We start from the raw sequence: 24,034 nt of genomic DNA on the forward strand, positions 1-24,034 counted from the left end.
GCGCCAGGGCGCGAAGTTGACGTCGTAACAGTGGCATACGCTTCGGCAAAGCGAGGCCGAATCGGGCAACTTTTGGGGGGAGGCCCGCAGATCGCGGAGGCGAACCTTTTAACGCGGGTAGAGCGCGCCCAGAATGCGCAGGCCCTTCGCGCCCGTGACGGACGGCAGATTGCCCGGCTGACGCGTCACACAGCGCTCGGCAAGCCACGCGAACGCGCGCGCTTCGACCTGATGCGGTGGAACGCCAAGGGCGTCGGTGGTCGCCACGGTCACGCCCGGCAGACGATCGGCAATGGCCTGCATGAGTGCATGGTTGCGCGTGCCGCCGCCGCAGGCATAGAAGCCCTGGCAGTCCGGCGCGAAGCGCAGCACGTCGTCTGCAACGCATTGCGCTGTCAGTGCGACGAGCGTCGCCTGAACATCGACCGGTGAGACGTTGGGGAAGGCGGCAAGGTGCGCGTCGAGCCATGCCGCGTGGAATAGGTCGCGTCCGGTGCTCTTCGGGGGCGTCTGACGGAAATAGGGCTCGCTAAGCAGGGCGGCGAGCAAGGCCGGGTCAACGTGTCCCGTCGCGCCCCAGGCACCACCGTCGTCGTAGGACTTGCCGAGGTGGCGTGCCGCCCAGCCGTCGAGCAGCGCATTGCCCGGGCCGCAATCGAAACCGGACACCGGCTGGCCCAGTGCTGCAGCGGGCAGAATCGTCACATTGCTGATGCCGCCGAGATTGCACACGACGCGCGTCTCGCCAGCGTCCGAAAACATGGCCTGATGATAGGCAGGCACGAGCGGTGCGCCCTGACCGCCTGCTGCGACGTCGCGACTGCGAATGTCGGCCACCACGTCGATATTCGTCAGTTCGGCGAGCAACGCAGGCGCGTTGAGCTGGCGCGTATAGCCGATGCCGTCGAACTCGCCGGGGCGGTGGCGAATCGTCTGCCCGTGCGCGCCGATGGCGGATACCGCAGACGCCGACAAACCCGCCGTAGCGAGCAACTGCGCCACGCACTCGGCATACACGCGCACCAGCGCATTCGCCGCAAGCGCTTCGCGATGCAGTTCATTGTCCGAGGGCGCTTGCAGCACCATCAGCGTCTCACGCAGATCGTTCGGGAACGGCAGATAGGCTTCCGCGAGCACTTGCCCGTCGGCGGACGAGACGAGCACACCGTCGACGCCATCCAGACTGGTGCCGGACATCAGGCCGATGTAGCAAGCGGACTTGGCGGAGGCAGCGAGGGAGGCGGTGGCCGGATCGGCCAGGTGACGAGCGATGTCGTTCATGTGCGGGCGCGCGCGTGCGATGAGCTTGAGAAGGAAGTCCTGCACTGCGCGCGGCGCGTCGATGGATCAGACGTCACCCGCACAGTGCGGACTAGCATACCTCAATCGCGTTCGGCGACTTGCACGGTGCGCATCAGATCGATGCGCTTGAGCAGGTTCTCGGCGTACATGTCGAACAGCTTCAGCCGGTTGCCCGCGAGCGGGGCGACGGCAGCGACATCCGTCGAGAACGGATTGCGCGGCACGCCGTTGAGGCGCAGTTCGTAATGCAGGTGCGGGCCGGTCGCCCAGCCCGTCTGACCGACGAAGCCGATGACCTGACCTTGCGTCACACGCGTGCCGGGCTTCATTCCCTGACCGAAGCCGGAGAGATGGGCGTAGCGCGTCTGATAGTTGCCCGCGTGATCGATTTCGACCAGATTGCCGTAACCGTTTTGCGTACCGACGAACTTCACGACGCCGTCACCCGCAGCAAACACGCGCGTGCCGACCGGGGCGGCCAGATCCACGCCTTCGTGCTTCTTCCACTTGTGCTGGAACGGATGCTCGCGACCGCCGAAGGCCGACGAAATCCGCGAGAACTCGACCGGTGTGCGCAGGAAGGCTTGCTTCAGGTTGCGACCGTCGAAGCCGTAGTACGCGCCGTCGGGCGAGTTGCCCTGCGGATCGGCGTACCAGATGGCCTGGTGCGTCTTGCCCTGATTGATGAACTCGATGGCAAGCACGCGCCCGGTGCGAACGGTGCGATCCTGCTGCTTGATCACCTCGTACACGAGGCGGAAACGGTCGCCACGGCGCACGTCGCGCTGGAAGTTGATCACGCCGGAGAAGATGTTCACCATCTGCGCGACGACGGCGTCGGGCACGCCCGCATCGTCCATCGCAGTGAAGAAGTTGCCCGCAATCGCACCGGAGCGCATGGCCCATTCGGTGTCGTTCGCCAACTGCTCCATGCGCGCGCGCAAACGGCCGGTGTCGTTACGCTCGATCACCAACTGCTGTGCGGCAGTGCTGCCGGTCGACAGGACGGTGGAGAGCGTGACGAGCTTGCCGTCGTCGTCGGTTTCGGCCTGAACGACTTGCCCGGCGGGCACGCCGATCAGGCGACGGGCGACGGCATTCTCGCGAATGAACTTCTCGGCGGCGGGATCCTGAATCGACAGCCGGGAAAGCATGTCGCCGAGGGTTTCGCCGCGCCGCAGCGCCACTTGATGGATAAAGGTCTGGGATTGCGCGTCGAGCTGCTGGATTTGTTTGGCCAGATCGGGGAAGGTGAGCGGCAGAGTCACGCTCGCACCGTTGCGTGCCGAATCCGGCACCATCGGTGCCACGCCGAAGGCGGTCACCATTCCCAACGTCAGGGCCGAACCGACCGTCGCCACGATTTGCACCTTTCTGCGACGGTGCTTCGGCTGCGTGGGATCGATCAGGGTCAGCAGTTCACGCGCAAAAAAATCACGGAGTTTTGGCCACATCACGTAAAATTCTGCGCAACTTACGAAAAAAGCCCGGGCGGAGCGACACGCTTCGAGATTGCCTGCCGGAATTTCCGGGGCAACCCGGCGTCGCTTCGGCCCGAGCCGAGAATTGAGCGGCGATTATAGCAGACCCGCCGCTGCCTCCGCCTTTACTGACTGGATAAGGGGAAACCCCCGACCCAGTCTGGACAATGATGTTATGACAAGTGAACACGCACTCACCTCGGAAAAGAAGTACCCCGTGACCGATGCCGCGCGCGCTGCGCTGGCCGTCGCCAAGCGCGGCTGCGACGAACTCCTCGTGGAAGAGGAGTTCCTGCAGAAGCTCGCGCGCAGCGAAGCCACCGGCAAGCCGCTGCGCATCAAGCTGGGTCTCGATCCGACTGCGCCCGACATTCACATCGGTCACACGGTGGTGCTCAACAAGATGCGTCAGTTGCAGGATCTGGGGCACACCGTCATCTTCCTGATCGGCGATTTCACCTCGCTGATCGGCGATCCGTCGGGCCGCAACAGCACGCGTCCGCCGCTCACGCGCGAACAGATCGAATCGAACGCCAAGACCTATTTCGAGCAGGCCGCACTCGTGCTCGACCGCGAAAAGACCGAAATCCGCTACAACAGCGAATGGTCGATGAAGCTGGGCGCCGACGGCATGATCAAGCTCGCGTCGCGCTACACGATGGCGCGCATGCTGGAGCGCGAAGACTTCACCAAGCGTTTCCAGGGTGGCGTGCCGATCGCCATCCACGAATTCCTCTACCCGCTGATGCAGGGCTACGATTCGGTGGCGCTGGAGTCCGATCTGGAACTCGGCGGCACGGACCAGAAGTTCAACCTGCTCGTGGGCCGCGAATTGCAGAAGCAATACGGTCAGGAGCCGCAGTGCATTCTCACGATGCCGTTGCTCGAAGGGCTGGACGGCGTCGAAAAGATGTCGAAGTCCAAGAACAACTACATCGGTATCAGCGAGAAGCCGAGCGACATGTTCGGCAAGCTGATGAGCATCTCCGACACGCTCATGTGGCGCTACTACGAGCTGCTGTCGTTCCGCACGCTCGAGGCGATTGCGCAACTGCGCCGCGACATCGAGGAAGGGCGTAACCCGCGCGACGTGAAGGTGCTGCTCGCGCAGGAGATCGTGGCACGCTTCCATTCGCAGGCCGACGCCGAACGCGCGCTCGAAGAGTTCAACGCACGCGCCAAAGGCGCCGTGCCGGACGATATTCCGGAAGTTTCCCTTGATGGCGCACCGCTGGGCATTGCGCAACTGCTCAAGCAGGCCTCGCTCGTGCCGTCGACATCGGAAGCCAACCGCAACATCGAGCAGGGCGGCGTGCGCATCGATGGCGAAGTGGTGTCCGACAAGGGCGCGAAGATCGACGCAGGGACTTACGTCGTGCAGGTCGGCAAGCGCCGCTTCGCACGCGTGACGCTCGCCTGAGCGTCGGCGTCACTTTGCAAGGCAAGCGACGATGATCGCGCTCATTCAGCGTGTGCTCGAAGCGGCGGTGACGGTCGACGGCCGCACCGTCGGCTCGATCGGTCCGGGGCTGCTCGCTTTGGTATGCGCCGAACGCGGCGACACCGAGGCGAGCGCCGACAAGCTGCTGGCGAAGTTGCTCGGCTACCGCGTGTTCTCGGACGAGGCGGGCAAGATGAACCGCAGTGTCTCGAATCTCGACGGTAATCCGGACGGTAACGGTGCGGCGGGTGGCTTGCTGCTCGTCTCGCAATTCACGCTCGCGGCGGATACGAACAGCGGCACGCGTCCGAGCTTCACGCCTGCGGCCAGTCCGGCAGACGGCAAGCGCCTGTTCGATTACTTCGTGACGCAGGCGCGTGCGCGCCATCCGATCGTGGAAACCGGTGAGTTCGGGGCGCACATGCGCGTCTCGCTCGTGAACGACGGTCCCGTCACGTTCTGGTTGCAGACCAGGCCTGAAGCGGCCTAAGCGGCCGGAAGCGATCCGGCACATTCTGGCATCGCCCCTCCTGTTATCCCGAAAATCGCTCGGAATTGTCTGGAATCGTCCGGACGTGCCAGGGTGAGTGCACGCGATTCGCATCGGTGTGATACCGTCCTTGGGTTCCGAATTCGCGAATTCAAGAATTCACAGCTTGGGAGAATCTGATGAAAGTCTGGAGTGACTCGTTTGTCGACAATGCGGCGATGGATGCACAGTTCGCCTTTGGCAAACCGGACGCGACGTCGCACGTTGCGCTCTCGCAGAACAAGAACCCGCATCTCGCCTGGTCCGATGTCCCCGCGGGTACGCGCTCGTTTGTCGTGATCTGCACCGACAGCGATGTGCCGAGCCAGGGCGACGACGTCAACAAGGAAGGTCGTGAAGTACCGGCCGATCTGCCGCGCGTCGACTTCTTCCACTGGGTGCTCGTGGACGTGCCCGCGTCGACCAGCGAAATCCCGGCGGCCAGCCACAGCAATCACGTCACGCCGCGTGGCAAGTTCGGCCCCGATGCGCTCGACGGCATGCGTCATGGGGTGAACGACTACACCGCGTGGTTTGCTGGTGACGACACCATGAAGGGCGACTACTACGGCTACGACGGCCCGTGCCCGCCGTGGAACGACACGATCGTCCACCACTATCACTTCACCGTGTATGCGCTCGACATCGCGCGCGTACCGCTCGACGGCCGCTTCGACGGCAACGACGTGCTCGCTGCGATCAAGCCGCATATCCTGGGCAGCGCTCGCGTGACCGGCATTTACACGCTCAATTCGAAGGCGAAGTAAGGACGTCTAAGCACATCATCACGTCTGCTTCACAACCTGCTTCACAGCTCGCCCGGCACTCCGCTTAACCTGAACACGCAATTGCATCGATGAACGGCACGACCACGACCCTGACCTTGATTCGCCACGGCGAGACCGACTGGAACCGCGTCAAACGGATTCAGGGGCACACGGACATTCCGCTGTCGGCGGAAGGCGAGCGTCAGGCCGTGTTGCTGGGCGCGAGAATTGCTCGCGAGGTGGCGGCGAGCGGAAGCGTGTTCGATCACGTGCTGACGAGCGATTTGCAGCGCGCGGTGCAGACGGCGGAGCCGGTCGCGCGAGCGTGCGGATTGCCGCTGGTGCGCACGGTGAGTCTTCGGGAGCGCCACTACGGCGCTTTCGAGACGCGTGTGCCAGATGAAATTCAGGCGGACTTTCCGCAGGACTACGCGCGGTGGCAGAGCCGCGATCCGGACTTCGTGATCCCCGGTGGCGAGTCGACGCGTGGCTTCTATACGCGCATCACCGGTTTCATTGCGCAGGTGCTGCGTGATTACGCGGGCCAGCGCGTGGCACTCGTGGCGCATGGTGGCGTGCTCGATTGCTGCTACCGGCTCGCGACGGGCCTGGCGCTGACCGAACCGCGCTCGTACCCGCTGCTCAACGCCAGCGTGAACCGTCTGTCGTACGACGGAGCGAATTGGAAGGTACTGAGCTGGGGCGACGTCACGCATCTGGACGATGCCGTGCGTGACGAGAGCAACGACAAGCCTGCCGATGCCTCAGGCGACCGCGTCGATCCGCGTGTGGTGTGACAGGGCGCGCTTCTAGCGTTCCAGCGACGGCGCCGTCACCACCACCGCCGGTGTCGCCAATGCCCGGCGACGTGCCCGATGCGCCACGCTGTTGCGCATCGACCAGCGTGCGAGCTGTGCCATGTGGCGCACGGCAGGGCGCACGGTAAGGCGGCGAATCGTCGCCTTTTCATCGAAGCCGAGCATCGTTTGCGACCAGTCCGGCAGCAAATCGACACCGGCCCGGAATAACAATCCACTGAAAACGCGCGCGCCTGCAAACGGCGCAGGCAGGTTGCGCAATACGCTTACGACTTCTTCCGTGCGGTCGCTTGTGCTGAGTGCAGGGCGCATCGCCGCGAGATAGTCGTCGATCTGCGCGACGCTCGTCGGCACATCGCGCGCACCCAACGCAATCGCAATGCGTGCGACTTCTGCGTAATAGCGATCCTGATCGTCACGTGAGAACGCGGGGTTCTTGTAGACGAGATAGCTGCGCAGAAAGCTCGACGTCTCGGCGACATGCACCCATGTGAGCAGATCGGGATCGTAAGCGGCGTACGGCCGCCCGTCGGGGGTCGTGCCTTTGACCTGGAGATGGATGCGTCGCACGCGTTCGAGCAGCGCTTCGGCGTCGGCCGTGTTGCCGAAGGTCGTGCCGCCGATGAACGTCGCGGTACGGCGCAGACGGCCCATGACATCCTGCCGGAACGTCGAGTGGTCCCAGACACCGGCCATCGCCAGCGGGTGCAGCGATTGCAGCAGCAGCGCGCTTACGCCGCCAATCATCATCGAGGTGAAATCGCCGTGGACGTGCCAGCAGGCGGCGTCCGGACCGAACAGGCCCGGGTCGCCGTCAGGCGTGTCGTAATTCAGACGCGGGGCACCGGGGCCGGACGTCAGACTCACGAGCCGCATGGCGATGGCGTGGCGCAAACGCCCCGACACACCCACGACCGGTCCGGCAGGACGCAGGGGCGTTGCCGGGGGCGGGGTGGGAAGATCGTCGTGGGAGGCCATGTTGTGCCTTGTGGCGGGAAGCGGGGGAAGCGGGGGAAGCGTGAACGTCGATTGTCCGACAGGGGGATTCGCCGGACATGCGACCGATCGTCGCTGCCGTCGCTACTTCCCTGTCGCGTCCGGCGACCAGAGCGCACCGCTTTCCGGTGCGCTGCCGGGCGCTGCCAGTCCGAAGTGACGGTAAGCGGCGAGCGTGGCGACGCGACCGCGCGGCGTGCGTTGCAGGAAGCCCTGTTGAATCAGGAACGGCTCGATCACGTCTTCGATGGTGTCGCGCTCTTCGCCGATGGCGGCGGCGAGGTTGTCGACACCGACCGGGCCGCCGTCGAACTTGTGAAGCACGGCTTCGAGCAGCTTGCGGTCCATCACGTCGAAGCCGACCGCGTCGACGTCGAGCATCGACAGCGCTGCGTCGGCCACAGCGGCGGTGATGCGGCCGTCGGCCTTCACTTCGGCGTAGTCGCGCACGCGGCGCAGCAAGCGGTTGGCGATACGGGGCGTGCCGCGTGCGCGGCGTGCGATCTCAAAGGCACCGTCGTCGGCGATGACCGCGCCGAGCAGGCTCGCCGAGCGGCGCACGATGCCCGCCAGTTCGTCGTCCGTATAGAACTCCAGACGCGCCACGATCCCGAAGCGGTCGCGCAGCGGGTTCGTCAGCATGCCCGCGCGGGTCGTCGCGCCCACCAGCGTGAACGGCTGGAGATCGAGCTTGACGCTGCGCGCTGCCGGACCTTCGCCGATCATGATGTCGATCTGATAGTCCTCCAACGCCGGATACAGAATCTCCTCGACGACCGGCGAGAGCCGGTGAATTTCGTCGATGAACAGCACGTCGTTGGCTTCGAGATTGGTCAGCAGCGCAGCAAGATCGCCCGGACGCTCCAGCACCGGACCCGACGTCTGGCGCAGATGCACGCCCATTTCGCGGGCGATGATGTGGGCGAGCGTGGTCTTGCCCAGACCCGGCGGGCCGAAGAGCAGCACGTGGTCGAGCGGTTCCGAGCGCTTGCGGGCTGCCTCGATGAAGATTTCGAGCTGTTCGCGCACCTTGCGCTGGCCGACGTATTCGTCGAGCAGCTTGGGGCGCAGCGCGCGCTCGAAGGCTTCTTCGTTGGGCGAGGCCGGTGTGGGCGCAATGATGCGCTCGGCGGCGAGTTTGTCGGTTTCGATCATGGATGCATTGTAGCGCTTCGGACGTCTGCCCTTAGCCCACCCTTTAGCCCACCAGACGACCGCGTTTCACACGCAGGCCCTTGGCGGCCAGCGCGGGCGCGACTTCGGTGAGCGCCGCGTAGGTGTCGCCGGTGTGCGCGTGACAAATGGCGACGCCCAGTGCGTCGGAAGCGTCCTTGCCCGGCGTGCCGGTGAGGGTCAGCAAACGGGTGACCATCTCCTGCACCTGCTCCTTGCGCGCGCGTCCGTAGCCGACGACCGCCTGCTTCAACTGCATCGGGGTGTATTCGAAGACTTCGAGCCCGCCGACAGACAGCGCCGTGATGGCCGCACCGCGTGCCTGTCCGAGCAGCAGCGTGGATTGCGGGTTGACGTTGACGAACACCTTTTCGATGGCGGCCTGATCGGGCCGGTAGGTGTCGACCAGTTCGGCCACGCTCTCGAAGATGATGCGCAGCCGGGCGGGCAGGGTGCCTTCGCCGGTACGGATGACGCCGCTCGTCACATATTGCAGACGGTTGCCGTGCTTTTCGAGCACGCCGAAGCCGGTGACGCGCAGGCCGGGGTCGATACCAAGAATTCTCATGCGGGGGCCGATGACCGGCGTGCTGCGCCGATGTGGGGCAAAAAAGCCAATATGGTCCGTATTCTGGCACAGCCCGGCGGCATCGAGTTGAATGCATCGCGTCGATTTGCCGCAGGCCCGGCGGCCGTTGGCGGGCGGCGCTGCGCGTCGCGATACGGCGGATTGTTGTACATTGCTTGCTGTTCAAAATATTCGACGGCCTGCTGGCGGGCCGCTTGTCCCCGATGCTCTGGATCAAAGCGCTTCACATCGTTTTCGTCGCCTCGTGGTTTGCCGGTCTGTTCTATCTGCCGCGCATTTTCGTCAACCTCGCGATGGAGAGCGATCCGGCTGCCACGCAACGTCTGCTGCTCATGGCGCGCAAGCTCTACCGCTTCATGACGATTCTCGCGGTCCCGGCACTCGCTTTCGGACTGATCCTCTGGCTGTACTACGGCATCGGCCGCTACGGTGGCTGGTTGCACGCCAAGCTGCTGATCGTAGTGCTGCTGCTCGGCTACCACCACGCGTGCGGCCGTCTGCTGCGCAAGTTCGAGACCGGCCGCAACACGCACTCGCATCGCTGGTATCGCTACTTCAACGAGGTCCCGGTGCTGGGGCTCCTCGGCGCGGTGATTCTCGCAGTCGTCAAACCGTTCTGACATCGCTTGCGAGCGTCGCCTGAACAACACACACTGAACACGTCATGCATCAACAGCGCCAGTCATAGGCGCCCCTTACCGATAGCAAGAGGAGTTTTGCCGTGAGTCTGACTTGTGAGTATTTCCTGGCGACGCAGTCGCCCTATGTCTACATGGGGCATGCCCGTTTCGTCGAGCTGGCGCGCCGCTATGGCGTGCAGATCCAGCTCAAGCCGATGGATCTCGGGCGCGTGTTCAGCGGCTCGGGCGGTCTGCCGCTCGCCAAGCGCGCGCCGCAGCGTCAGGCGTATCGTCTGGTGGAACTGGCGCGATGGTCGAAGTATCTTGGCCTGCCACTGAACCTCGAACCGAAGTTCTTCCCCGTGTCGGGCGATCCGGCGGCCAAACTCGTGATCGCGACGCAACTCGCGCACGGCACCGACAAGGCGCTGGAACTCGTCGGCGCGGTGTCGAATGCGCTGTGGGTCGAAGAGCGCAACATCGCCGACGATGCCACGCTGCAAGCGCTCGCGGATAGCCTGTCGCTCGACGGCAAGTCGCTGCTCGCCGCGTCGCATGGCGCGAGCGTGCAAGCGGCCTACGACGCCAACACCGACGACGCAGCGGCGGCAGGCGTGTACGGCGCGCCGTGGTTCGTCTTCGAAGGCCAGCCGTATTGGGGTCAGGACCGCCTGGACTTCCTCGAACGCGCCTTCGCCGAGGCCAGCGCAAAGCGCTGAGCCTGTCGCAGAATCTCTCGCTCGCGGCCGGCAATGCCGGTAGCGGCAACCCCCAGGAGTGAATCGCATGAGTCGTCCGGAAGTTGTGTTGTACAAGAGCGTGCCGCCTGACGTGCGTGCACGATTGGCCGAGCATTTCTCGCTCACCGAATTCGACGGCGTAAACGACGGCAACCGCGCCGAGTTCGCGGCGGCGCTCAGCCGTGCGGACGGTGCCATCGGCGTTGGCGTGAACGCGACGCCCGCGCTGCTCGACGGCGCATCGAAGCTCAAGGCGTGGGCCACGATCTCCGTGGGCTACGACCAGTTCGACGTGCCCGACCTCACGCGTCGCGGCATCAAGCTGATGAACACCCCCGACGTGCTGACGGAAACCACCGCCGATACCGTCTTCGCGCTGGTGTTGTCGAGTGCGCGTCGCGTGGTCGAACTGGCCGAACTGGTGAAGGCGGGTGGCTGGAAGGCGAGCCTCGGTGAGGAGCACTTCGGCACCGACGTGCAGGGCAAGACGCTGGGCATCGTCGGCATGGGACGCATCGGTGGCGCAGTGGCGCGTCGTGCTGCTCTGGGCTTCGGCATGAAGGTGTTGTACAGCAACCGCTCGCGCAATGAAGCGGCGGAGAAGGCCTTCGGCGCGGAACATCGCACGTTGCCCGAACTGCTCGCGCAAGCCGATTTCGTCGTGACGCTGGTGCCGCTGTCGCCTGCGACGGAGCGTCTGATCGGTGCGAAAGAGTTCGCGCAGATGAAACGCGGTGCGATCTTCATCAACGCGGCGCGCGGCAAGGTGATCGACGAAGCCGCGCTGGTCGATGCGCTCGCCTCCGGCCATCTGCGTGCTGCCGGTCTCGATGTCTTCGAGCGTGAGCCGGTGTCCGTCGATTCGCCGCTGCTGAAGATGAAGAACGTGGTGGCGTTGCCGCATATCGGCTCGGCCACACACGAGACGCGTCACGCGATGGCGTCGTGCGCCGCCGACAATCTGATCGCCGCGCTGACGGGCAAGCCGCTGCAGAACGTGGTGAATCCGTAAGCGGGGCCTTCACACGCGCAACATTGCGTCGAGAAGTGAGAAGTGAGAAGGGGCGAAGCGCTGTCATGGCGCTTCGCCCCTTTTTCGTTGACGGTGATGCGCACCGCATCCGGTTACTTTCCGTCGTTCGCCGTGCGTCGCCGGTTGATGACTTCCTTGGCGCGTGCCAGTTGCGACGGCAGCCGATCCCCGAGACGCAACGCCATGCCGACCGCGAGCACGTCGCCGATGGCCAGATGCGCGATGCGCGACGTCAGAGGCGAATACACGTCGGTGTCCTCGTCAACGTCGGCGAACAGCGCCACGCTGGCTTGCCGCGCCAGCGGTGAGTTGCTGTGCGTGATGGCGATCACGCTCGCGCCCGCCGTGCGCGCCAGTTGCGTCGCTTCGAGCAGATCCTGCGTGCGTCCCGTATTCGAGATCGCCACGACGACATCCCCTTCCTTGAGGAGCGCGGCCGACATGCCGTACACGTGCGGATCGCTGTACGCGACTGCGGGCACACCGAGGCGGAAGAACTTGTGCTGCATGTCCTGCGCGGCGATGCCCGACGCACCCGCGCCGTAGAACTCGATGCGCCGTGCCGACGCGAGCAGTTCGATCGCCTGGCCGATGCTGTCGGGCGAGAGATTGTTGCGCACCTGCATGAGGCTGCCGATGGTGCGGTCGAGTACCTTGCTGGCGATGCCAGGCACGGGCTCGTCCGGACGCACATCGCGGTGCACGAACGGCACGCCCTGTGCGATGCCCTGCGCCAGACGGATCTTGAATTCACGATAGCCGCTGCATCCCACCGCCTGACAGAAGCGGGCAATCGTCGGCTGGCTGACGTTGGCGCGCTCGGCGAGTTCGTTCATCGACAGATCGACGACTTCGCGCGGGGCCTCCAACACATAGGTCGCAAGCTTGCGCTCGGACGGGCGCAATTGGGTCAGCGTGGCTTCGATTCGGTTAAGCATGGCAGGCAGCAACAAAAGCAGACGCGCGGCAGGGGACGGCGCTCACTATAGCACCCGTACACCGCTTGGCACTGCACCGGGCTTAGGGGCGCAGAGGCGCGGATGATGAACGAAATGTACAAAAACTACAAAAATACGACATTTCACATTATGGAGTGAAGTTTCTCAATCCGACAAAATATGGCGTAAGTGTCGGAAATGACTGGGTAAAACCCTGAGTGTCGATGGCTTTGGATTGATGGGATGTAGAATTTCTACTAAACTCCGCTCCCAATCGCACCTGCTCCGGGTGCATCGTAAGTTCAGTCCCACGACATGATGTCCGAGCAAAAGAAGCCCCTGCACCCGACCGTAATGGCCGTCACTGCGCGCATTGCAGCGCGTAGCCGCGACACGCGCGCAGCGTATCTGGCCCGCATCGACGCGAGCGCCGGTCGCTTTCCGCAGCGCGGCGCGCTGTCCTGCGCGAACCTGGCGCACGGTTTCGCCGCGATGCCAGCCAACGACAAGCTGATTCTGCGCGAGCAGCGTCGCCCGAACGTGGGCATCGTCACGGCTTACAACGACATGCTGTCGGCGCATCAGCCGTACGAGCAATATCCGGCGCGTCTGCGTGAAGCCGCTCGCAAGCTGGGCGCAACGGCGCAGGTGGCGGGCGGCGTGCCCGCCATGTGCGACGGCGTCACGCAAGGCAATGCAGGGATGGAACTGTCGCTGTTCTCGCGCGAAATCATCGCCATGAGCACGGCCATCGCTCTGTCGCACAACATGTTCGACGCCGCGCTGATGCTCGGCGTGTGCGACAAGATCGTGCCGGGTCTCGTGATCGGGGCCCTGCAGTTCGGCCATCTGCCGACGATCTTCGTGCCCGCCGGGCCGATGGCGAGCGGTCTGTCGAACGACGAGAAGGCCAAGATCCGCCAGTTGTACGCCACCGGCAAAGTGGGCCGCGACGCGCTGCTCGAAGCCGAATCGCAGGCGTACCACGGTGCGGGCACGTGCACGTTCTACGGCACGGCCAACAGCAACCAGTTGCTGATGGAAATCATGGGCCTGCATTTGCCGGGCGCAGCTTTCGTGCACCCGCATACGCCCCTGCGCGATGCGCTCACCGACGCGGCGCTCGCGCGCGTGCTGGCCATCGGCGCGGACACCCCCGAATACACCCCGGTCGGCCATGTGGTCGACGAGCGTGCCGTCGTCAACGGCATCGTCGGCCTGCTGGCCACGGGCGGCTCGACCAATCACACGCTGCACCTCGTGGCGATGGCCCGTGCGGCGGGCGTCATCATCGACTGGGACGATTTCGACGCGCTGTCGGCCATCGTGCCGCTCATGGCGCGCGTCTATCCGAACGGCAAAGCCGACGTGAACCATTTCCACGCTGCGGGCGGCATGGGCTTCCTGATCGGCGAACTGCTCGACGCAGGCCTGTTGCACGACGACGTGAAGACCGTCGCCGGTCCGGGCCTCTCGCGCTACCGCGCCGAGCCGTGGTTGTCGCCCGAAGGGGTGGCGTGGCGCGCAGGTAGCGCCTACAGTGGTGATCGTGACGTCTTGCGCGGCCATGCCGAGCCGTTCGCCCCCGATGGCGGATTGCGGCTCATGCACGGCAATCTGGGGCGTGGCGTCATCAAGGTGTCGGCGGTCAAGCCGGAACATCGGCGCGTGGCCGCAACGGCACGCGTATTTACTTCGCAGGAAGCGGTCCAGGCCGCGTTCGATGCAGGCGAGCTGCGTCGCGACGTGGTCGTGGTGTTGCGTGGCCAGGGGCCACGCGCCAATGGCATGCCCGAGCTGCATCGCCTCACGCCGCTGCTCGGTGTCTTGCAGGACGAGGGTTTCGCCGTGGCGCTGGTGACGGACGGCCGGATGTCCGGCGCGTCGGGCAAGGTGCCTGCCGTGATTCACGTGTCGCCCGAAGCGGCTGGCGGTGGTCCGCTGGCACGCGTGTGCGACGGCGATCTGATCGTGCTCGACGCCAACACCGGCATGCTGCACGCCGAAGTGTCGCCGCAGGTGTGGGCCGAGCGCGAGAACGCGCCGGTCGACGTGTCGAGTGACGACACCGGACGTCTGCTCTTCGGGCACATGCGTGCATCCGTAGGCGCGGCGGAAACCGGCGCTTCCGTGTTCTTCGGTACCGAGTGACGAGCACTACGTCACTGCATTCAAGGAAAACGTAATGAACATCAATGACATCGTTCGTGCCGGCCCCGTGGTTCCGGTGCTCCAGTTCGATAACGTCGAACAGGGCGAGCAGGTCTCGCGTGCATTGCTCGCGGGCGGCGTGCGCGTGCTCGAAATCACGCTGCGCACCCCGGCGGCGATGGACGTCATCCGCCATGTGGCCGGACTGTCGGACGAACTGATCGTTGGCGTGGGCACGCTCACGCGCCCCGAAGAGATGGCGCAGGCCGTGGCCGCCGGTGCCCGCTTCGGCGTGTCGCCGGGCTACACACCGGCGCTGGGCGCGGCCGCCAAGGCAGCCGGTCTGCCGCTGCTGCCGGGCGTGGTGACGCCCTCGGACATTTTGGCGGCGCTCGCCGACGGTTATGAGACGGTGAAGTTCTTCCCGGCCGAACCCTCGGGCGGTGTGCCGATGCTCAAGGCGCTGTACGGCCCGTTCCGCGAGGTGCGTTTCTGCCCGACGGGCGGCATCAGCGCTGAGTCGGCACCGTCGTATCTGGCGCAGCCGAACGTGGTGTGTGTGGGCGGCTCGTGGCTTACGCCCAAGGCGCTGGTCGACGCGAAGGACTGGGACGGCATCACGCGTCTGGCCCGTGCGGCGAGCGCGCTGCCGCGTGCCTGAAGCGGTGCAGCAAACGCAACGTCGAATCTCGCAACTGTAGTCACTCGCATCGACGGCAGAACATCGCCGGTTTTACCGGATAACAGGATTTCAATAAACGGGCGCGAGCCCAACGGGCATCCGCCCATCTAGCCAAACGAGGAGACCCCCCATGGTCGCGGTGCAAGGCAACTTGCTGCTGGTATACGCGCTTATCGCGGTAATCGCGCTGATTCTGCTGATCGCGCGTTTCAAACTGAATCCGTTCATCACGCTGATCGTCGTCTCGCTCGTGCTCGGGCTGGCGGTGGGCATGCCGATGGGTGGCATCGTCAAGGCATTCGAGACGGGCGTGGGCAACACGCTGGGGCACATTGCGCTCGTGGTGGGGCTTGGCACGATGCTCGGCAAGATGATGGCCGAGTCGGGCGGCGCGGAGCGCATCGCGCGCACGCTCATCGGCTTCTTCGGTGAGAAGAACGTGCATTGGGCGATGGTCGTGATCGCGTTCATCGTCGGTCTGCCGGTGTTCTTCGAAGTCGGCTTCGTGCTGCTGATTCCGATTGCGTTCAACGTCGCCAAGCGCACCGGTACGTCGATGGTGCTCGTGGGTATTCCGATGGTCGCCGGTCTGTCGGTCGTGCACGGCCTGATCCCGCCGCACCCGGCGGCGCTGCTGGCCGTGACCGCCTACAACGCGGACATCGGTCACACGATCATGTACGCGCTGATCGTCGGTATTCCGACGGCCGCGATTGCCGGTCCGCTCTTCGCCAAGCTGATGGCGCGTCACGTGGTGCCCAATCCGGATAACCCGCTGCTCGCCCAGTTCGTCGAAGCCGACCGTCCGATGGACAAGCTGCCGGGCTTCGGCATCACGCTGTTCACGATTTTGCTGCCGGTCATTCTGATGCTCATCGGTAGCTGGGCCGACCTGTTCTTCGCACCGAAGACGTTCGCGAACGACTTCCTGCGCCTGATCGGCAACTCGGTGATGGCGTTGCTCATTGCCACGCTCGTGAGCTTCTTCACGTTCGGCAAGCAACGCGGCTTCAATCGCGACCAGATTCTGAAGTTCACCAACGAGTGTCTGGCCCCGATTGCCACGATCACGCTGGTGGTGGGTGCCGGTGGTGGTTTCGGGCGTATCCTGATGGACAGCGGCGTGTCGAAGGCGATTGTCGACGTCGCAAACAATGCCCATCTCTCGCCGCTGCTGCTCGGCTGGCTGGTGGCGGTGCTGATCCGTATCGCGACGGGTTCGGCCACGGTGGCCATGACGACCGCCTGCGGTATCGTCGCCCCGATCGCGATGGCCGCCGGTTCGACGGTCAAGCCGGAACTGATGGTGCTGGCTACGGGCGCGGGCTCGCTGATCCTGTCGCACGTGAACGACGGCGGTTTCTGGCTGGTCAAGGAGTACTTCAACATGACCGTGCCGCAGACCTTCAAGACGTGGACGGTGTGCGAGACGATCATTTCGGTTGTCGCACTGCTGCTCACGCTGGGTCTGGCCGCGGTGGTGTAATCGGCAATATCGTTGTATCGGGTAAGCGCGCCGCTCAGGCACTGAACACGCACAGAGCGGCGCGAGCAATACGGGTAACACGCTGGCACAGGTCGGCACGGAACAAGGAGACGAGCCATGATCGTCGTGGTAATGGGCGTATCGGGCAGCGGCAAGAGCACGGTCGGGCAGATGCTTGCCGACCGGCTGGGCTGCGGGTTTTCCGACGCAGATTCGTTTCACAGCGCCGCGAACATCGAGAAGATGCGTCGTGGCGAAGCGCTTAACGACGCCGACCGTGCGCCGTGGCTTGCCGCGATTCGCGAAGCCATCGTCGCGCGTCGGGTGGCGGGGCGACATCACGTGTTCGCGTGTTCGGCGCTGCGCGCACGGTATCGCGACGTGCTCGGCGAGCACGACGGCGATGTCGTGTTCGTCTACCTGAAGGGCGCGCCCGAGGTGATCGGGGAGCGTCTGGCCTCGCGCTCGGGCCATTTCTTCGATCCGGCGTTGCTGCAAAGCCAGTTCAATACACTGGAAGAGCCGCGCGATGCGCTGATCGTCGACATCTGCGATTCCCCCGACGCCATCGTCGAAACCTTGCTTCACAAGCTGGCCGCCTGCCCCGGCGGCGTGCCGCTGACGTCCGCCGGTTCGGCGCGCGTACAATAGCGGTTTATTCCCTCCGCCGGCGCTTCGCGCGCCGGTCGCACGCACCCACATGGCTTCCTTCGAATTCTTCGCGCCCTGTCCCCGTGGACTGGAAGAGGCGCTTGCCGCCGAACTGGCAGAACTGGGGCGTCTCGCCCCGATTTCGGTGGGCAAACAGGTGCCCGGTGGCGTGCATTTCGCCGGTCCGTGGGCCGCAGGCATGGCAGCCAACCTGCATTCGCGCATCGCGAGCCGTGTGCTGCTGCGCGTCGCACAGCAGGGCTACCGCACCGAACAGGACATCTACGAATTCGCCCTGCGTCAGCGCTGGGAAGACTGGTTCGGCTATCAGCAGACGCTGCGGGTGGACGTCACCGGTATCAAGGCACCCGTGCGCAGCCTCGAATTCGTCACGCTGCGCGTGAAGGACGCCGTGTGCGACCGTCTGCGCGAGAAGTCCGGTGCGCGTCCGAACATCGACACCATGCAGCCCGACGTGCGCGTGTTCGCTTTCCTGACGGCGACCGACGCCACGCTCTACCTCGATACCTCCGGCGAGCCGCTGTTCAAACGCGGCTGGCGTCTGGACAAGGGCGCAGCGCCGCTGCGCGAAAACCTCGCGGCGGGCATTCTGCGACTGGCGGGCTGGCGCGCCGATACGGCCGCCGACATGGTGCTGTACGACCCGATGTGCGGCAGCGGCACGTTCCTCGCGGAAGCCGCGCAGATCGCGCTGGGTGTCCCTGCGGGCGCAGGTCGCCGCTTCGGCTTCGAGAAGTTGAAGGGCTACGACATCACCGCCTGGCAAGCACTCAAGGTGCAGGCGGACGAAGCGCAGCGCGACGCCCGCGTGCGCGGCGTGCCCGACAGCATCTTCGGTAGCGACATTTCCGGCGACATGCTCGTCAAGTCGCGCGCCAATCTGGAACGCGCCGGCGTGGGCGACATCGGTCTGAAGCAGGTGGATGCGCGCGATATGTCGCCGCCGGTGGATCGTCCGGGGATCATCGTCGCCAATCCGCCGTACGGCGAACGTATCGAAGTGCGTGGCCGCCGTGCCCCGCGCGATGACGACGACGGTTATTCGCCGGACGTGCAAGGCAATCGCGGTGGCTTCCAGCGCAATCAGCCGGACGGCGTCGATGCCGAGTTCTTCCGTGCCTTCGGCGACGCGCTCAAGCAACGCTTCACCGGCTGGAGCGCGTTCTTGCTGACGGCGGACATGAGCCTGCCGGGGCAGATGCGTCTGCGTGAATCGCGTCGTACGCCGCTGTACAACGGTGCGCTGGAATGCCGCTTGTTCCGCTTCGATCTGATCGCTGGCTCGGTGCGCAAGCGTGCAGGCGACGGCGAGGGCAAGACGGAAGCCGGGCGTGACGCGGCTGAGTAAGTGTTAGCGCCTCGACGTTCTGCGTCATGAAAAGGACCGGCCATTGGCCGGTCTTTTGTTTTGTGCGGACGGCGACTTTAGCTCGCGTTGCCGTCAGGGCTGTCGACGTTGCCATCGCGGGAGGTCGAAGGCGGTGCGGAGCGGGGACGCTCGTCCGGCGGTTGCGCGGGTGGTTCCGGTGGCGGCGGCAAGGCGGCGCGTTGTGCGGCACGCCGTTGGGCGGCGACGGCCGTGAGCACGGCGCGACGTTCGCGCAGCTCGCTCGGGGAAATACGATTGCGCCGGGGATCGCATGTCACGTTTTCCGGATCGGACAGGTCGCTCTCGTAATCGGGACCGGTGCGTGGCGAATAGTCCCGCACATCCAGCACACCGACGACGGTAACGTCCCTGAGCCACCGTTCGGTGTCGCATGTGATGGCGTTGTGGCTCAGGATGTCGTCGACGATCCCGAATTCGCGCGGGTCCGGATGAATCTGCCAGACGTCGTGCGTGGCCTCCCAGTGCGGCCAGATTTGCCCGCCCGCGCCGTAATGGCAGTACGCGATGGCCTGATAGGCTTTGCGGCAGACGTCGCGCGTTGCGTAGCACGAGGGGCGATCCAGTGTCGCAATATCGATCATCCGTGACAGGACGCTGGTCGGGTCAGCGCCCGCGCTGTAGAAGTACACCCACTTGTTGGTCGTATCGAACGTCCAGGGCACGGCGATGTCGTGCCCGAAGGCTTGCAGAATGCGCAGCGTCAGGATGTCGTCGGCGATATGCGTTTCAAACTCTCGCGAGAGCACCGATTGCGCCCATGTTTCGAGATTCGGGGTGCCCGCGATACGTTCGAAGAGCGTCCAGCCGGTCGGGCGCGGGAGCAGGCGACGCAGCAGATCGACGGCGATGTCCGTCGGCAGGCCTGTGTCTCTGAGCGCGTCCAGTGTGACCTCGTGATCTTCCAGGACGGCGAGTCGGCGAAGCGCGATGGCCTGTTCAGCAGTGCGTGCCGGTTCTCCGACGACCGTCTTGCCCATACATGACTCGATCTCGCGTCCGAACGTGCTGTCGGGGTGTTCGGCGGCGCGCATCACGGCGGCCTTCGTCGGATTGCATTTGGGGTTCAGCGCCCGGATGTTGACGACATCCGTCCAACTGAGCGCCCGGTAGAGCGGTTCGAGGATGGGGGTGCTGGGATAGCCAGCCTGCGCTGAAGACGCGGATGGCATGGGTGGCGCAGATAGCGCACGATGACCGTCTGCATTCATCGGGTGTCTCCTCCGGACAATGGACAAGGCGACATTGTCTGGAAGGAGGCCGATGCGGGATGTCGAGATCGCCCGCTGGAATGTCCAAACGGGGATGGACGGTGACGGTGTGGCGCGCTTAAGCGGACGGTACAGAGCGCGCGCTCAGGAAGCGACGAAGGATGCCGTGAGAGTAGTGGCTCGCGACCTCGCGCAGAAATCGCGAGAAATCGACGTGCGCGGTGTCGTCGGCCGCGTCGGAAAGCGTGCGCATGACGGCGAATGGAATGCCGTACTCATGACAGACCTGCGCGACCGCTGCGCCTTCCATTTCGACGGCAAGGGCTTGCGGCAGCGTGCCGCGCAACAACGTGACTTCGCTGGCGCTGGAAACGAAGCGGTCGCCGCTGGCGATTTGCCCGACGTGCACGCGCGGCGCGGACATCCGCAGCTCGGTGCGCAACGCGGCGCTCACCTGTGCGGCCATCTCGTCGGCAAGCCAGTCGCGTGCGGCCTGAGCGAGGGCATCGCGCAGTGAGGCTTCGGCGTCGAACGCAGCGCGCCCGAGCAACGGGATTTCGAAGCGGGGGAAGAGGGGGCTAGCGTCCATGTCGTGCTGCGTGAGCGTGTCGGCGATGACGACGTCGCCCACCGACAAGCCGTGCGCGAGTCCGCCCGCCACACCGGTGAAGACGATTTCCCGCACGTCGAAGCGATGGATCAGCGCAGCCGTTGTGGCCGCCGCCGCCACCTTGCCGATACGGGCGAGCACGATGACGCAGTCATGGCCGTGCAGCTTGCCCACGTGATAGTCGCGCATGCCGATGTGTTCGACGTGTGCCCCAGGGGCCATCTCTGCGAGCAGATCGGCGATTTCTTCGTGAAGGGCGGCGACGATGCCTAGCGTCATGATGCGGGACTCTTTCGCGCGCGGCGGCGCGCTATTGCGTGGATCGAGCGCGCATTGTAGCGCGGGGCTGCACCCGATGTTGGCGTGCAGCCCCGCGCTAAAACCAAACCAGAGAGTCCGGCTTACTCGACCGCTTTCACCATCTCCTCGATCACCTTCTTCGCGTCGCCGAAGACCATCATGGTCTTGTCGAGATAGAAGAGCTCGTTATCGAGCCCTGCATAACCGGCGGCCATCGAACGCTTGTTGACGATGATCGTCTTGGCCTTGTACGCCTCGATGATCGGCATGCCTGCAATCGGCGACCCCGGATCGTTCTTCGCGGCGGGGTTCACCACGTCGTTCGCGCCCAACACCAGCACCACGTCCGTCTGACCGAATTCGCCGTTGATCTCGTCCATTTCCAGGACCTGATCGTACGGCACCTCGGCTTCGGCCAGCAGCACGTTCATGTGACCCGGCATACGGCCCGCGACCGGGTGAATCGCGTAGCGCACGTTCACGCCTTTCTCCGAGAGCTTGTCGGTCAGTTCCTTGAGCGCGTGCTGCGCACGGGCGACCGCCAGACCGTAGCCCGGCACGATCACCAGCGACTCTGCGTTGCTCATGAGGAACGCTGCGTCGTCGGGCGAGCCCGACTTCACCGGACGCTGCTGCTGTTCGCCACCGGCCGCACTCGTGCCCGGCGTTGCGCCGAAGCCGCCGAGAATCACGTTGAAGAACGAGCGGTTCATGGCCTTGCACATGATGTACGACAGAATCGCACCCGACGAACCCACCAGCGAACCGGCGATGATCAGCATCGGGTTGTTCAGCGAGAAGCCGATGCCCGCCGCCGCCCAGCCCGAGTACGAGTTCAGCATCGAGACCACGACCGGCATGTCTGCGCCGCCAATCGGGATGATGATGAGCACGCCGAGCACGAACGCGATGGCCGTCATCAGAATGAACGGCAGCCAGCTTTGCGACAGGAAGAAGATGACGCCGAAGCCGAGCATCGCAATGGCGAGCAGCAGGTTGATCGTGTGCTGTCCGGTGAACTGCACCGGCGCGCCCTGGAACAGGCGGAACTTGTACTTGCCCGAGAGCTTGCCGAAGGCGATGACCGACCCCGAGAACGTGATCGCGCCGACGAACGTGCCGATGAACAGTTCGATCCGATTGCCCGGCGGCAGGAGGGTTTCGCCCGCAGGCACGATGCCGAATGCAGCCGGTTCAGCGACCGCAGCCACTGCGATACACACAGCCGCCAGACCGATCAGCGAGTGCATGGCGGCCACGAGTTCCGGCATCTTCGTCATCTCGACCTTGCGGGCGACGAAGGCACCGATGCCGCCACCGACCACAAGACCTGCGAGGATCAGCGCGAGACCCGAGTAGTTGCCGCCCATCAGACGACGCAACTCGTAAATCAACGCAATCGTGGTAACAGCCGCAATCGCCATGCCGATCATGCCGAACGCGTTACCGCGTCGCGCCATCTTCGGATTCGACAGGCCCTTGAGTGCCTGAATAAAGCAGATCGACGCGACCAGATACAGCAGCGTGACGAGATTCATGCTCATTGCTTGTCCCCCTCGATGGCCTTGGCAGGCTTATCTTTCTTCTTGAACATCTCCAGCATTCGCTGGGTGACGAGGAAGCCCCCGAACACGTTGACGGCCGCGAGTGCCACGGCGATCACGCCCATCGTCTTGCCGAGGTTGCCTTCGGTGAGACCGGCGGCAAGCATTGCGCCCACGATCACGATGGCCGAAATCGCGTTCGTCACGGCCATGAGCGGCGTGTGCAGCGCCGGTGTGACGTTCCACACCACGTGATAGCCGACGTACACCGCCAGCACGAAGATGATCAGATTGATCACCGTGTGATTAATCATTTCCATAACGTTCCCCTTGTTTTTCTCAGGCGGCGCGCAGCACCTGACCGTCGCGGCACATCAGACAGGCGGCGACGATGTCGTCGTTCGTGTCGATCACGAGCTTGCCTTCCTTGTCGATCACCAGCTTGAGGAAGTCGAGCACGTTCCGTGCGTAGAGTGCGGAGGCGTCGGCGGCGACCATACCGGCGAGGTTGGTGTAACCCGCGATGGTCACGCCGTGGACCTTGACGACTTCGTCGGCCACCGACAGCGGGCAGTTGCCGCCGCCGTTGGCACCGCGCCCAGCCGCCAGATCGATGATCACCGAACCGGGCTTCATGGCCTTGACGGTGTCTTCGCTGATGAGCGTCGGCGCAGCACGGCCTGGGATCAGCGCGGTGGAGATAACGATGTCGGCTTGCGTCAGACGGGTGTGCACGAGCTGTGCCTGACGGGCGAGCCACGCGGCAGGCATCGGGCGAGCGTAACCGCCCACGCCCTTGGCGATCTCGCGCTCTTCGTCGGTCTCGAACGGCACGTCGATGAACTTCGCGCCGAGCGATTCGATCTGCTCACGCACCGCCGGACGCACGTCCGACGCTTCGATCACCGCACCCAGACGTTTAGCCGTCGCAATGGCTTGCAGGCCCGCGACACCCGCACCGAGCACGACCAGACGCGCAGCTTTCACCGTACCGGCGGCCGTCATCAACATCGGCATGAAGCGCTGATAGAGGTTCGCAGCGAGCATCACGGCCTTGTAGCCAGCGATGTTGGCCTGCGAGGAGAGGACATCCATGCTTTGCGCGCGCGTGGTGCGCGGCGCGGCTTCGAGTGCGAAGGCGGTGACGCCAGCGGCGGCCATGCGTGCGTTGTTCTCTGCGTCGAACGGATTGAGCATGCCGACGACCACGCTACCGCGCGACATCTGGGCAAGCTCTTCGGGGGAGGGGGCGCGTACCTTGAGGACGAGTTCTGCGCCGAGCGCGTCAGCCGCGCTGCCGAGGGTGGCCCCGGCAGCTTCGAAGGCGGCGTCGGGCACGCTGGCGGCGTCGCCTGCGCCACGGCCGATCACGATCTGGTGTCCTGACGCGACCAGCTTCTTCACCGTCTCGGGCGTGGCCGCGACACGGGATTCGCCGGAAAGCGTTTCGGCGGGAATGCCGATTTTCATTGCGTATCTCCTTGGGTTTGTGAACTGATCTCATCAGCGGCCAAAAACCAAGGAGCCGCAGCGCGTACGCTGCCGAGGCAGACGCGTTACCTGT

22 protein-coding genes and 1 pseudogene are annotated in these 24,034 nt (G+C 64.7%); 12 read left to right on the forward strand and 11 right to left on the reverse strand.

Translation table 11 applies throughout. The annotated features are described in order from the left end of the window. Nucleotides 1–108: 108 nt before the first annotated feature. Together ACIQWO_RS17315 and ACIQWO_RS17320 are read right to left on the reverse strand one after the other, a co-directional pair. Nucleotides 109–1,281 carry an anhydro-N-acetylmuramic acid kinase gene (locus ACIQWO_RS17315; RefSeq protein WP_402826515.1) on the reverse strand — a complete coding sequence of 391 codons (1,173 nt, stop codon included), beginning with the start codon at nt 1,279–1,281 and terminating at the stop codon, nt 109–111. Between the two features lie 101 nt (nt 1,282–1,382). After that, nucleotides 1,383–2,756, reverse strand: a complete 1,374-nt coding sequence (locus ACIQWO_RS17320) for a peptidoglycan DD-metalloendopeptidase family protein (RefSeq protein ID WP_402826518.1) — start codon at nt 2,754–2,756, stop codon at nt 1,383–1,385. Between the two features lie 202 nt (nt 2,757–2,958). Between ACIQWO_RS17320 and tyrS the strand changes: the two genes are divergently transcribed. The 4 genes and pseudogenes from tyrS (at nt 2,959) to ACIQWO_RS17340 (ending at nt 6,317) form a co-directional block, all read left to right on the forward strand. Further along, entirely contained in the window at nt 2,959–4,203 is a 1,245-nt protein-coding gene (tyrS, locus tag ACIQWO_RS17325) for a tyrosine--tRNA ligase (RefSeq protein ID WP_402826521.1), read from the forward strand. 31 nt (nt 4,204–4,234) lie between these two features. Further along, nucleotides 4,235–4,714, forward strand: a complete 480-nt coding sequence (gene dtd / locus ACIQWO_RS17330; protein WP_402826524.1) for a D-aminoacyl-tRNA deacylase — start codon at nt 4,235–4,237, stop codon at nt 4,712–4,714. Between the two features lie 278 nt (nt 4,715–4,992). Then, a pseudogene (locus ACIQWO_RS17335) lies at nt 4,993–5,520 on the forward strand (YbhB/YbcL family Raf kinase inhibitor-like protein); the annotation flags it as partial. An 89-nt stretch (nt 5,521–5,609) separates the two neighbouring features. Next, entirely contained in the window at nt 5,610–6,317 is a 708-nt protein-coding gene (locus ACIQWO_RS17340) for a histidine phosphatase family protein (protein ID WP_402826527.1), read from the forward strand. A 12-nt stretch (nt 6,318–6,329) separates the two neighbouring features. Here the strand turns inward: ACIQWO_RS17340 and ACIQWO_RS17345 are convergent, their stop codons facing one another. The 3 genes from ACIQWO_RS17345 to ruvC all read right to left on the reverse strand — a co-directional run bounded on the left by ACIQWO_RS17345 (nt 6,330) and on the right by ruvC (nt 9,075). Then, the gene (locus tag ACIQWO_RS17345) at nt 6,330–7,316 is read right to left on the reverse strand and encodes an oxygenase MpaB family protein (protein ID WP_402826530.1); all 987 of its coding nucleotides are present in this window, start codon (nt 7,314–7,316) and stop codon (nt 6,330–6,332) included. A 102-nt stretch (nt 7,317–7,418) separates the two neighbouring features. After that, the gene (gene ruvB / locus ACIQWO_RS17350) at nt 7,419–8,489 is read right to left on the reverse strand and encodes a Holliday junction branch migration DNA helicase RuvB (RefSeq protein ID WP_402826533.1); all 1,071 of its coding nucleotides are present in this window, start codon (nt 8,487–8,489) and stop codon (nt 7,419–7,421) included. Nucleotides 8,490–8,532: 43 nt separating this feature from the next. Then, nucleotides 8,533–9,075 carry a crossover junction endodeoxyribonuclease RuvC gene (gene ruvC / locus ACIQWO_RS17355; protein ID WP_402826536.1) on the reverse strand — a complete coding sequence of 181 codons (543 nt, stop codon included), beginning with the start codon at nt 9,073–9,075 and terminating at the stop codon, nt 8,533–8,535. 224 nt (nt 9,076–9,299) lie between these two features. Here ruvC and ACIQWO_RS17360 point away from each other — a divergent pair, with 224 nt between their 5' ends. From ACIQWO_RS17360 to ACIQWO_RS17370, 3 genes are all read left to right on the forward strand, one after another. After that, nucleotides 9,300–9,716, forward strand: a complete 417-nt coding sequence (locus ACIQWO_RS17360; protein WP_150575847.1) for a CopD family protein — start codon at nt 9,300–9,302, stop codon at nt 9,714–9,716. 101 nt (nt 9,717–9,817) lie between these two features. Beyond that, nucleotides 9,818–10,435, forward strand: coding sequence for a 2-hydroxychromene-2-carboxylate isomerase (locus tag ACIQWO_RS17365; protein WP_402826539.1), 618 nt, complete (start codon nt 9,818–9,820; stop codon nt 10,433–10,435). Between the two features lie 67 nt (nt 10,436–10,502). Continuing rightward, on the forward strand, nt 10,503–11,468 hold the full coding sequence (locus ACIQWO_RS17370; RefSeq protein ID WP_402826542.1) for an NAD(P)-dependent oxidoreductase: 966 nt from the start codon (nt 10,503–10,505) through the stop codon (nt 11,466–11,468). A 113-nt stretch (nt 11,469–11,581) separates the two neighbouring features. Here ACIQWO_RS17370 and ACIQWO_RS17375 read toward each other — a convergent pair whose 3' ends face one another. Beyond that, nucleotides 11,582–12,427: a MurR/RpiR family transcriptional regulator gene (locus tag ACIQWO_RS17375; protein WP_402826545.1), complete on the reverse strand. Its 846-nt coding sequence runs from the start codon at nt 12,425–12,427 to the stop codon at nt 11,582–11,584. Nucleotides 12,428–12,745: 318 nt separating this feature from the next. On the opposite strand from ACIQWO_RS17375, the gene edd reads away from it, so the two are divergent. The 5 genes from edd to ACIQWO_RS17400 all read left to right on the forward strand — a co-directional run bounded on the left by edd (nt 12,746) and on the right by ACIQWO_RS17400 (nt 18,766). Next, nucleotides 12,746–14,578, forward strand: a complete 1,833-nt coding sequence (gene edd / locus ACIQWO_RS17380; protein WP_402826881.1) for a phosphogluconate dehydratase — start codon at nt 12,746–12,748, stop codon at nt 14,576–14,578. A 34-nt stretch (nt 14,579–14,612) separates the two neighbouring features. Then, nucleotides 14,613–15,239, forward strand: a complete 627-nt coding sequence (eda, locus tag ACIQWO_RS17385; RefSeq protein WP_150666779.1) for a bifunctional 4-hydroxy-2-oxoglutarate aldolase/2-dehydro-3-deoxy-phosphogluconate aldolase — start codon at nt 14,613–14,615, stop codon at nt 15,237–15,239. 151 nt (nt 15,240–15,390) lie between these two features. After that, nucleotides 15,391–16,746 (forward strand): GntP family permease, encoded by a 1,356-nt coding sequence (locus tag ACIQWO_RS17390; RefSeq protein WP_150575673.1) that lies wholly within the window; start codon nt 15,391–15,393, stop codon nt 16,744–16,746. A gap of 117 nt (nt 16,747–16,863) precedes the next feature. Continuing rightward, nucleotides 16,864–17,397 (forward strand): gluconokinase, encoded by a 534-nt coding sequence (locus ACIQWO_RS17395; RefSeq protein ID WP_039396206.1) that lies wholly within the window; start codon nt 16,864–16,866, stop codon nt 17,395–17,397. A gap of 49 nt (nt 17,398–17,446) precedes the next feature. After that, nucleotides 17,447–18,766 carry a class I SAM-dependent RNA methyltransferase gene (locus ACIQWO_RS17400; protein WP_402826552.1) on the forward strand — a complete coding sequence of 440 codons (1,320 nt, stop codon included), beginning with the start codon at nt 17,447–17,449 and terminating at the stop codon, nt 18,764–18,766. A 77-nt stretch (nt 18,767–18,843) separates the two neighbouring features. On the opposite strand, the gene ACIQWO_RS17405 is transcribed toward ACIQWO_RS17400, so the two are convergent. The 5 genes from ACIQWO_RS17405 to ACIQWO_RS17425 form a co-directional block, all read right to left on the reverse strand. Beyond that, nucleotides 18,844–20,016 carry a hypothetical protein gene (locus ACIQWO_RS17405; protein ID WP_402826555.1) on the reverse strand — a complete coding sequence of 391 codons (1,173 nt, stop codon included), beginning with the start codon at nt 20,014–20,016 and terminating at the stop codon, nt 18,844–18,846. Nucleotides 20,017–20,134: 118 nt separating this feature from the next. Continuing rightward, nucleotides 20,135–20,905, reverse strand: coding sequence for a 5'-methylthioadenosine/adenosylhomocysteine nucleosidase (locus tag ACIQWO_RS17410; RefSeq protein WP_402826558.1), 771 nt, complete (start codon nt 20,903–20,905; stop codon nt 20,135–20,137). A gap of 122 nt (nt 20,906–21,027) precedes the next feature. Further along, nucleotides 21,028–22,470: an NAD(P)(+) transhydrogenase (Re/Si-specific) subunit beta gene (locus ACIQWO_RS17415; RefSeq protein ID WP_402826561.1), complete on the reverse strand. Its 1,443-nt coding sequence runs from the start codon at nt 22,468–22,470 to the stop codon at nt 21,028–21,030. Then, entirely contained in the window at nt 22,467–22,790 is a 324-nt protein-coding gene (locus tag ACIQWO_RS17420) for an NAD(P) transhydrogenase subunit alpha (protein ID WP_233328041.1), read from the reverse strand. The genes ACIQWO_RS17415 and ACIQWO_RS17420 overlap by 4 nt, the downstream gene beginning before the upstream one ends. Nucleotides 22,791–22,809: 19 nt before the next feature. Next, nucleotides 22,810–23,940: a Re/Si-specific NAD(P)(+) transhydrogenase subunit alpha gene (locus tag ACIQWO_RS17425; RefSeq protein WP_150739725.1), complete on the reverse strand. Its 1,131-nt coding sequence runs from the start codon at nt 23,938–23,940 to the stop codon at nt 22,810–22,812. Nucleotides 23,941–24,034 lie beyond the last annotated feature (94 nt).

It is taken from the genome of Pandoraea sp. NPDC090278, assembly GCF_044772185.1.
Taxonomy (GTDB): Bacteria; Pseudomonadota; Gammaproteobacteria; order Burkholderiales; family Burkholderiaceae; genus Pandoraea.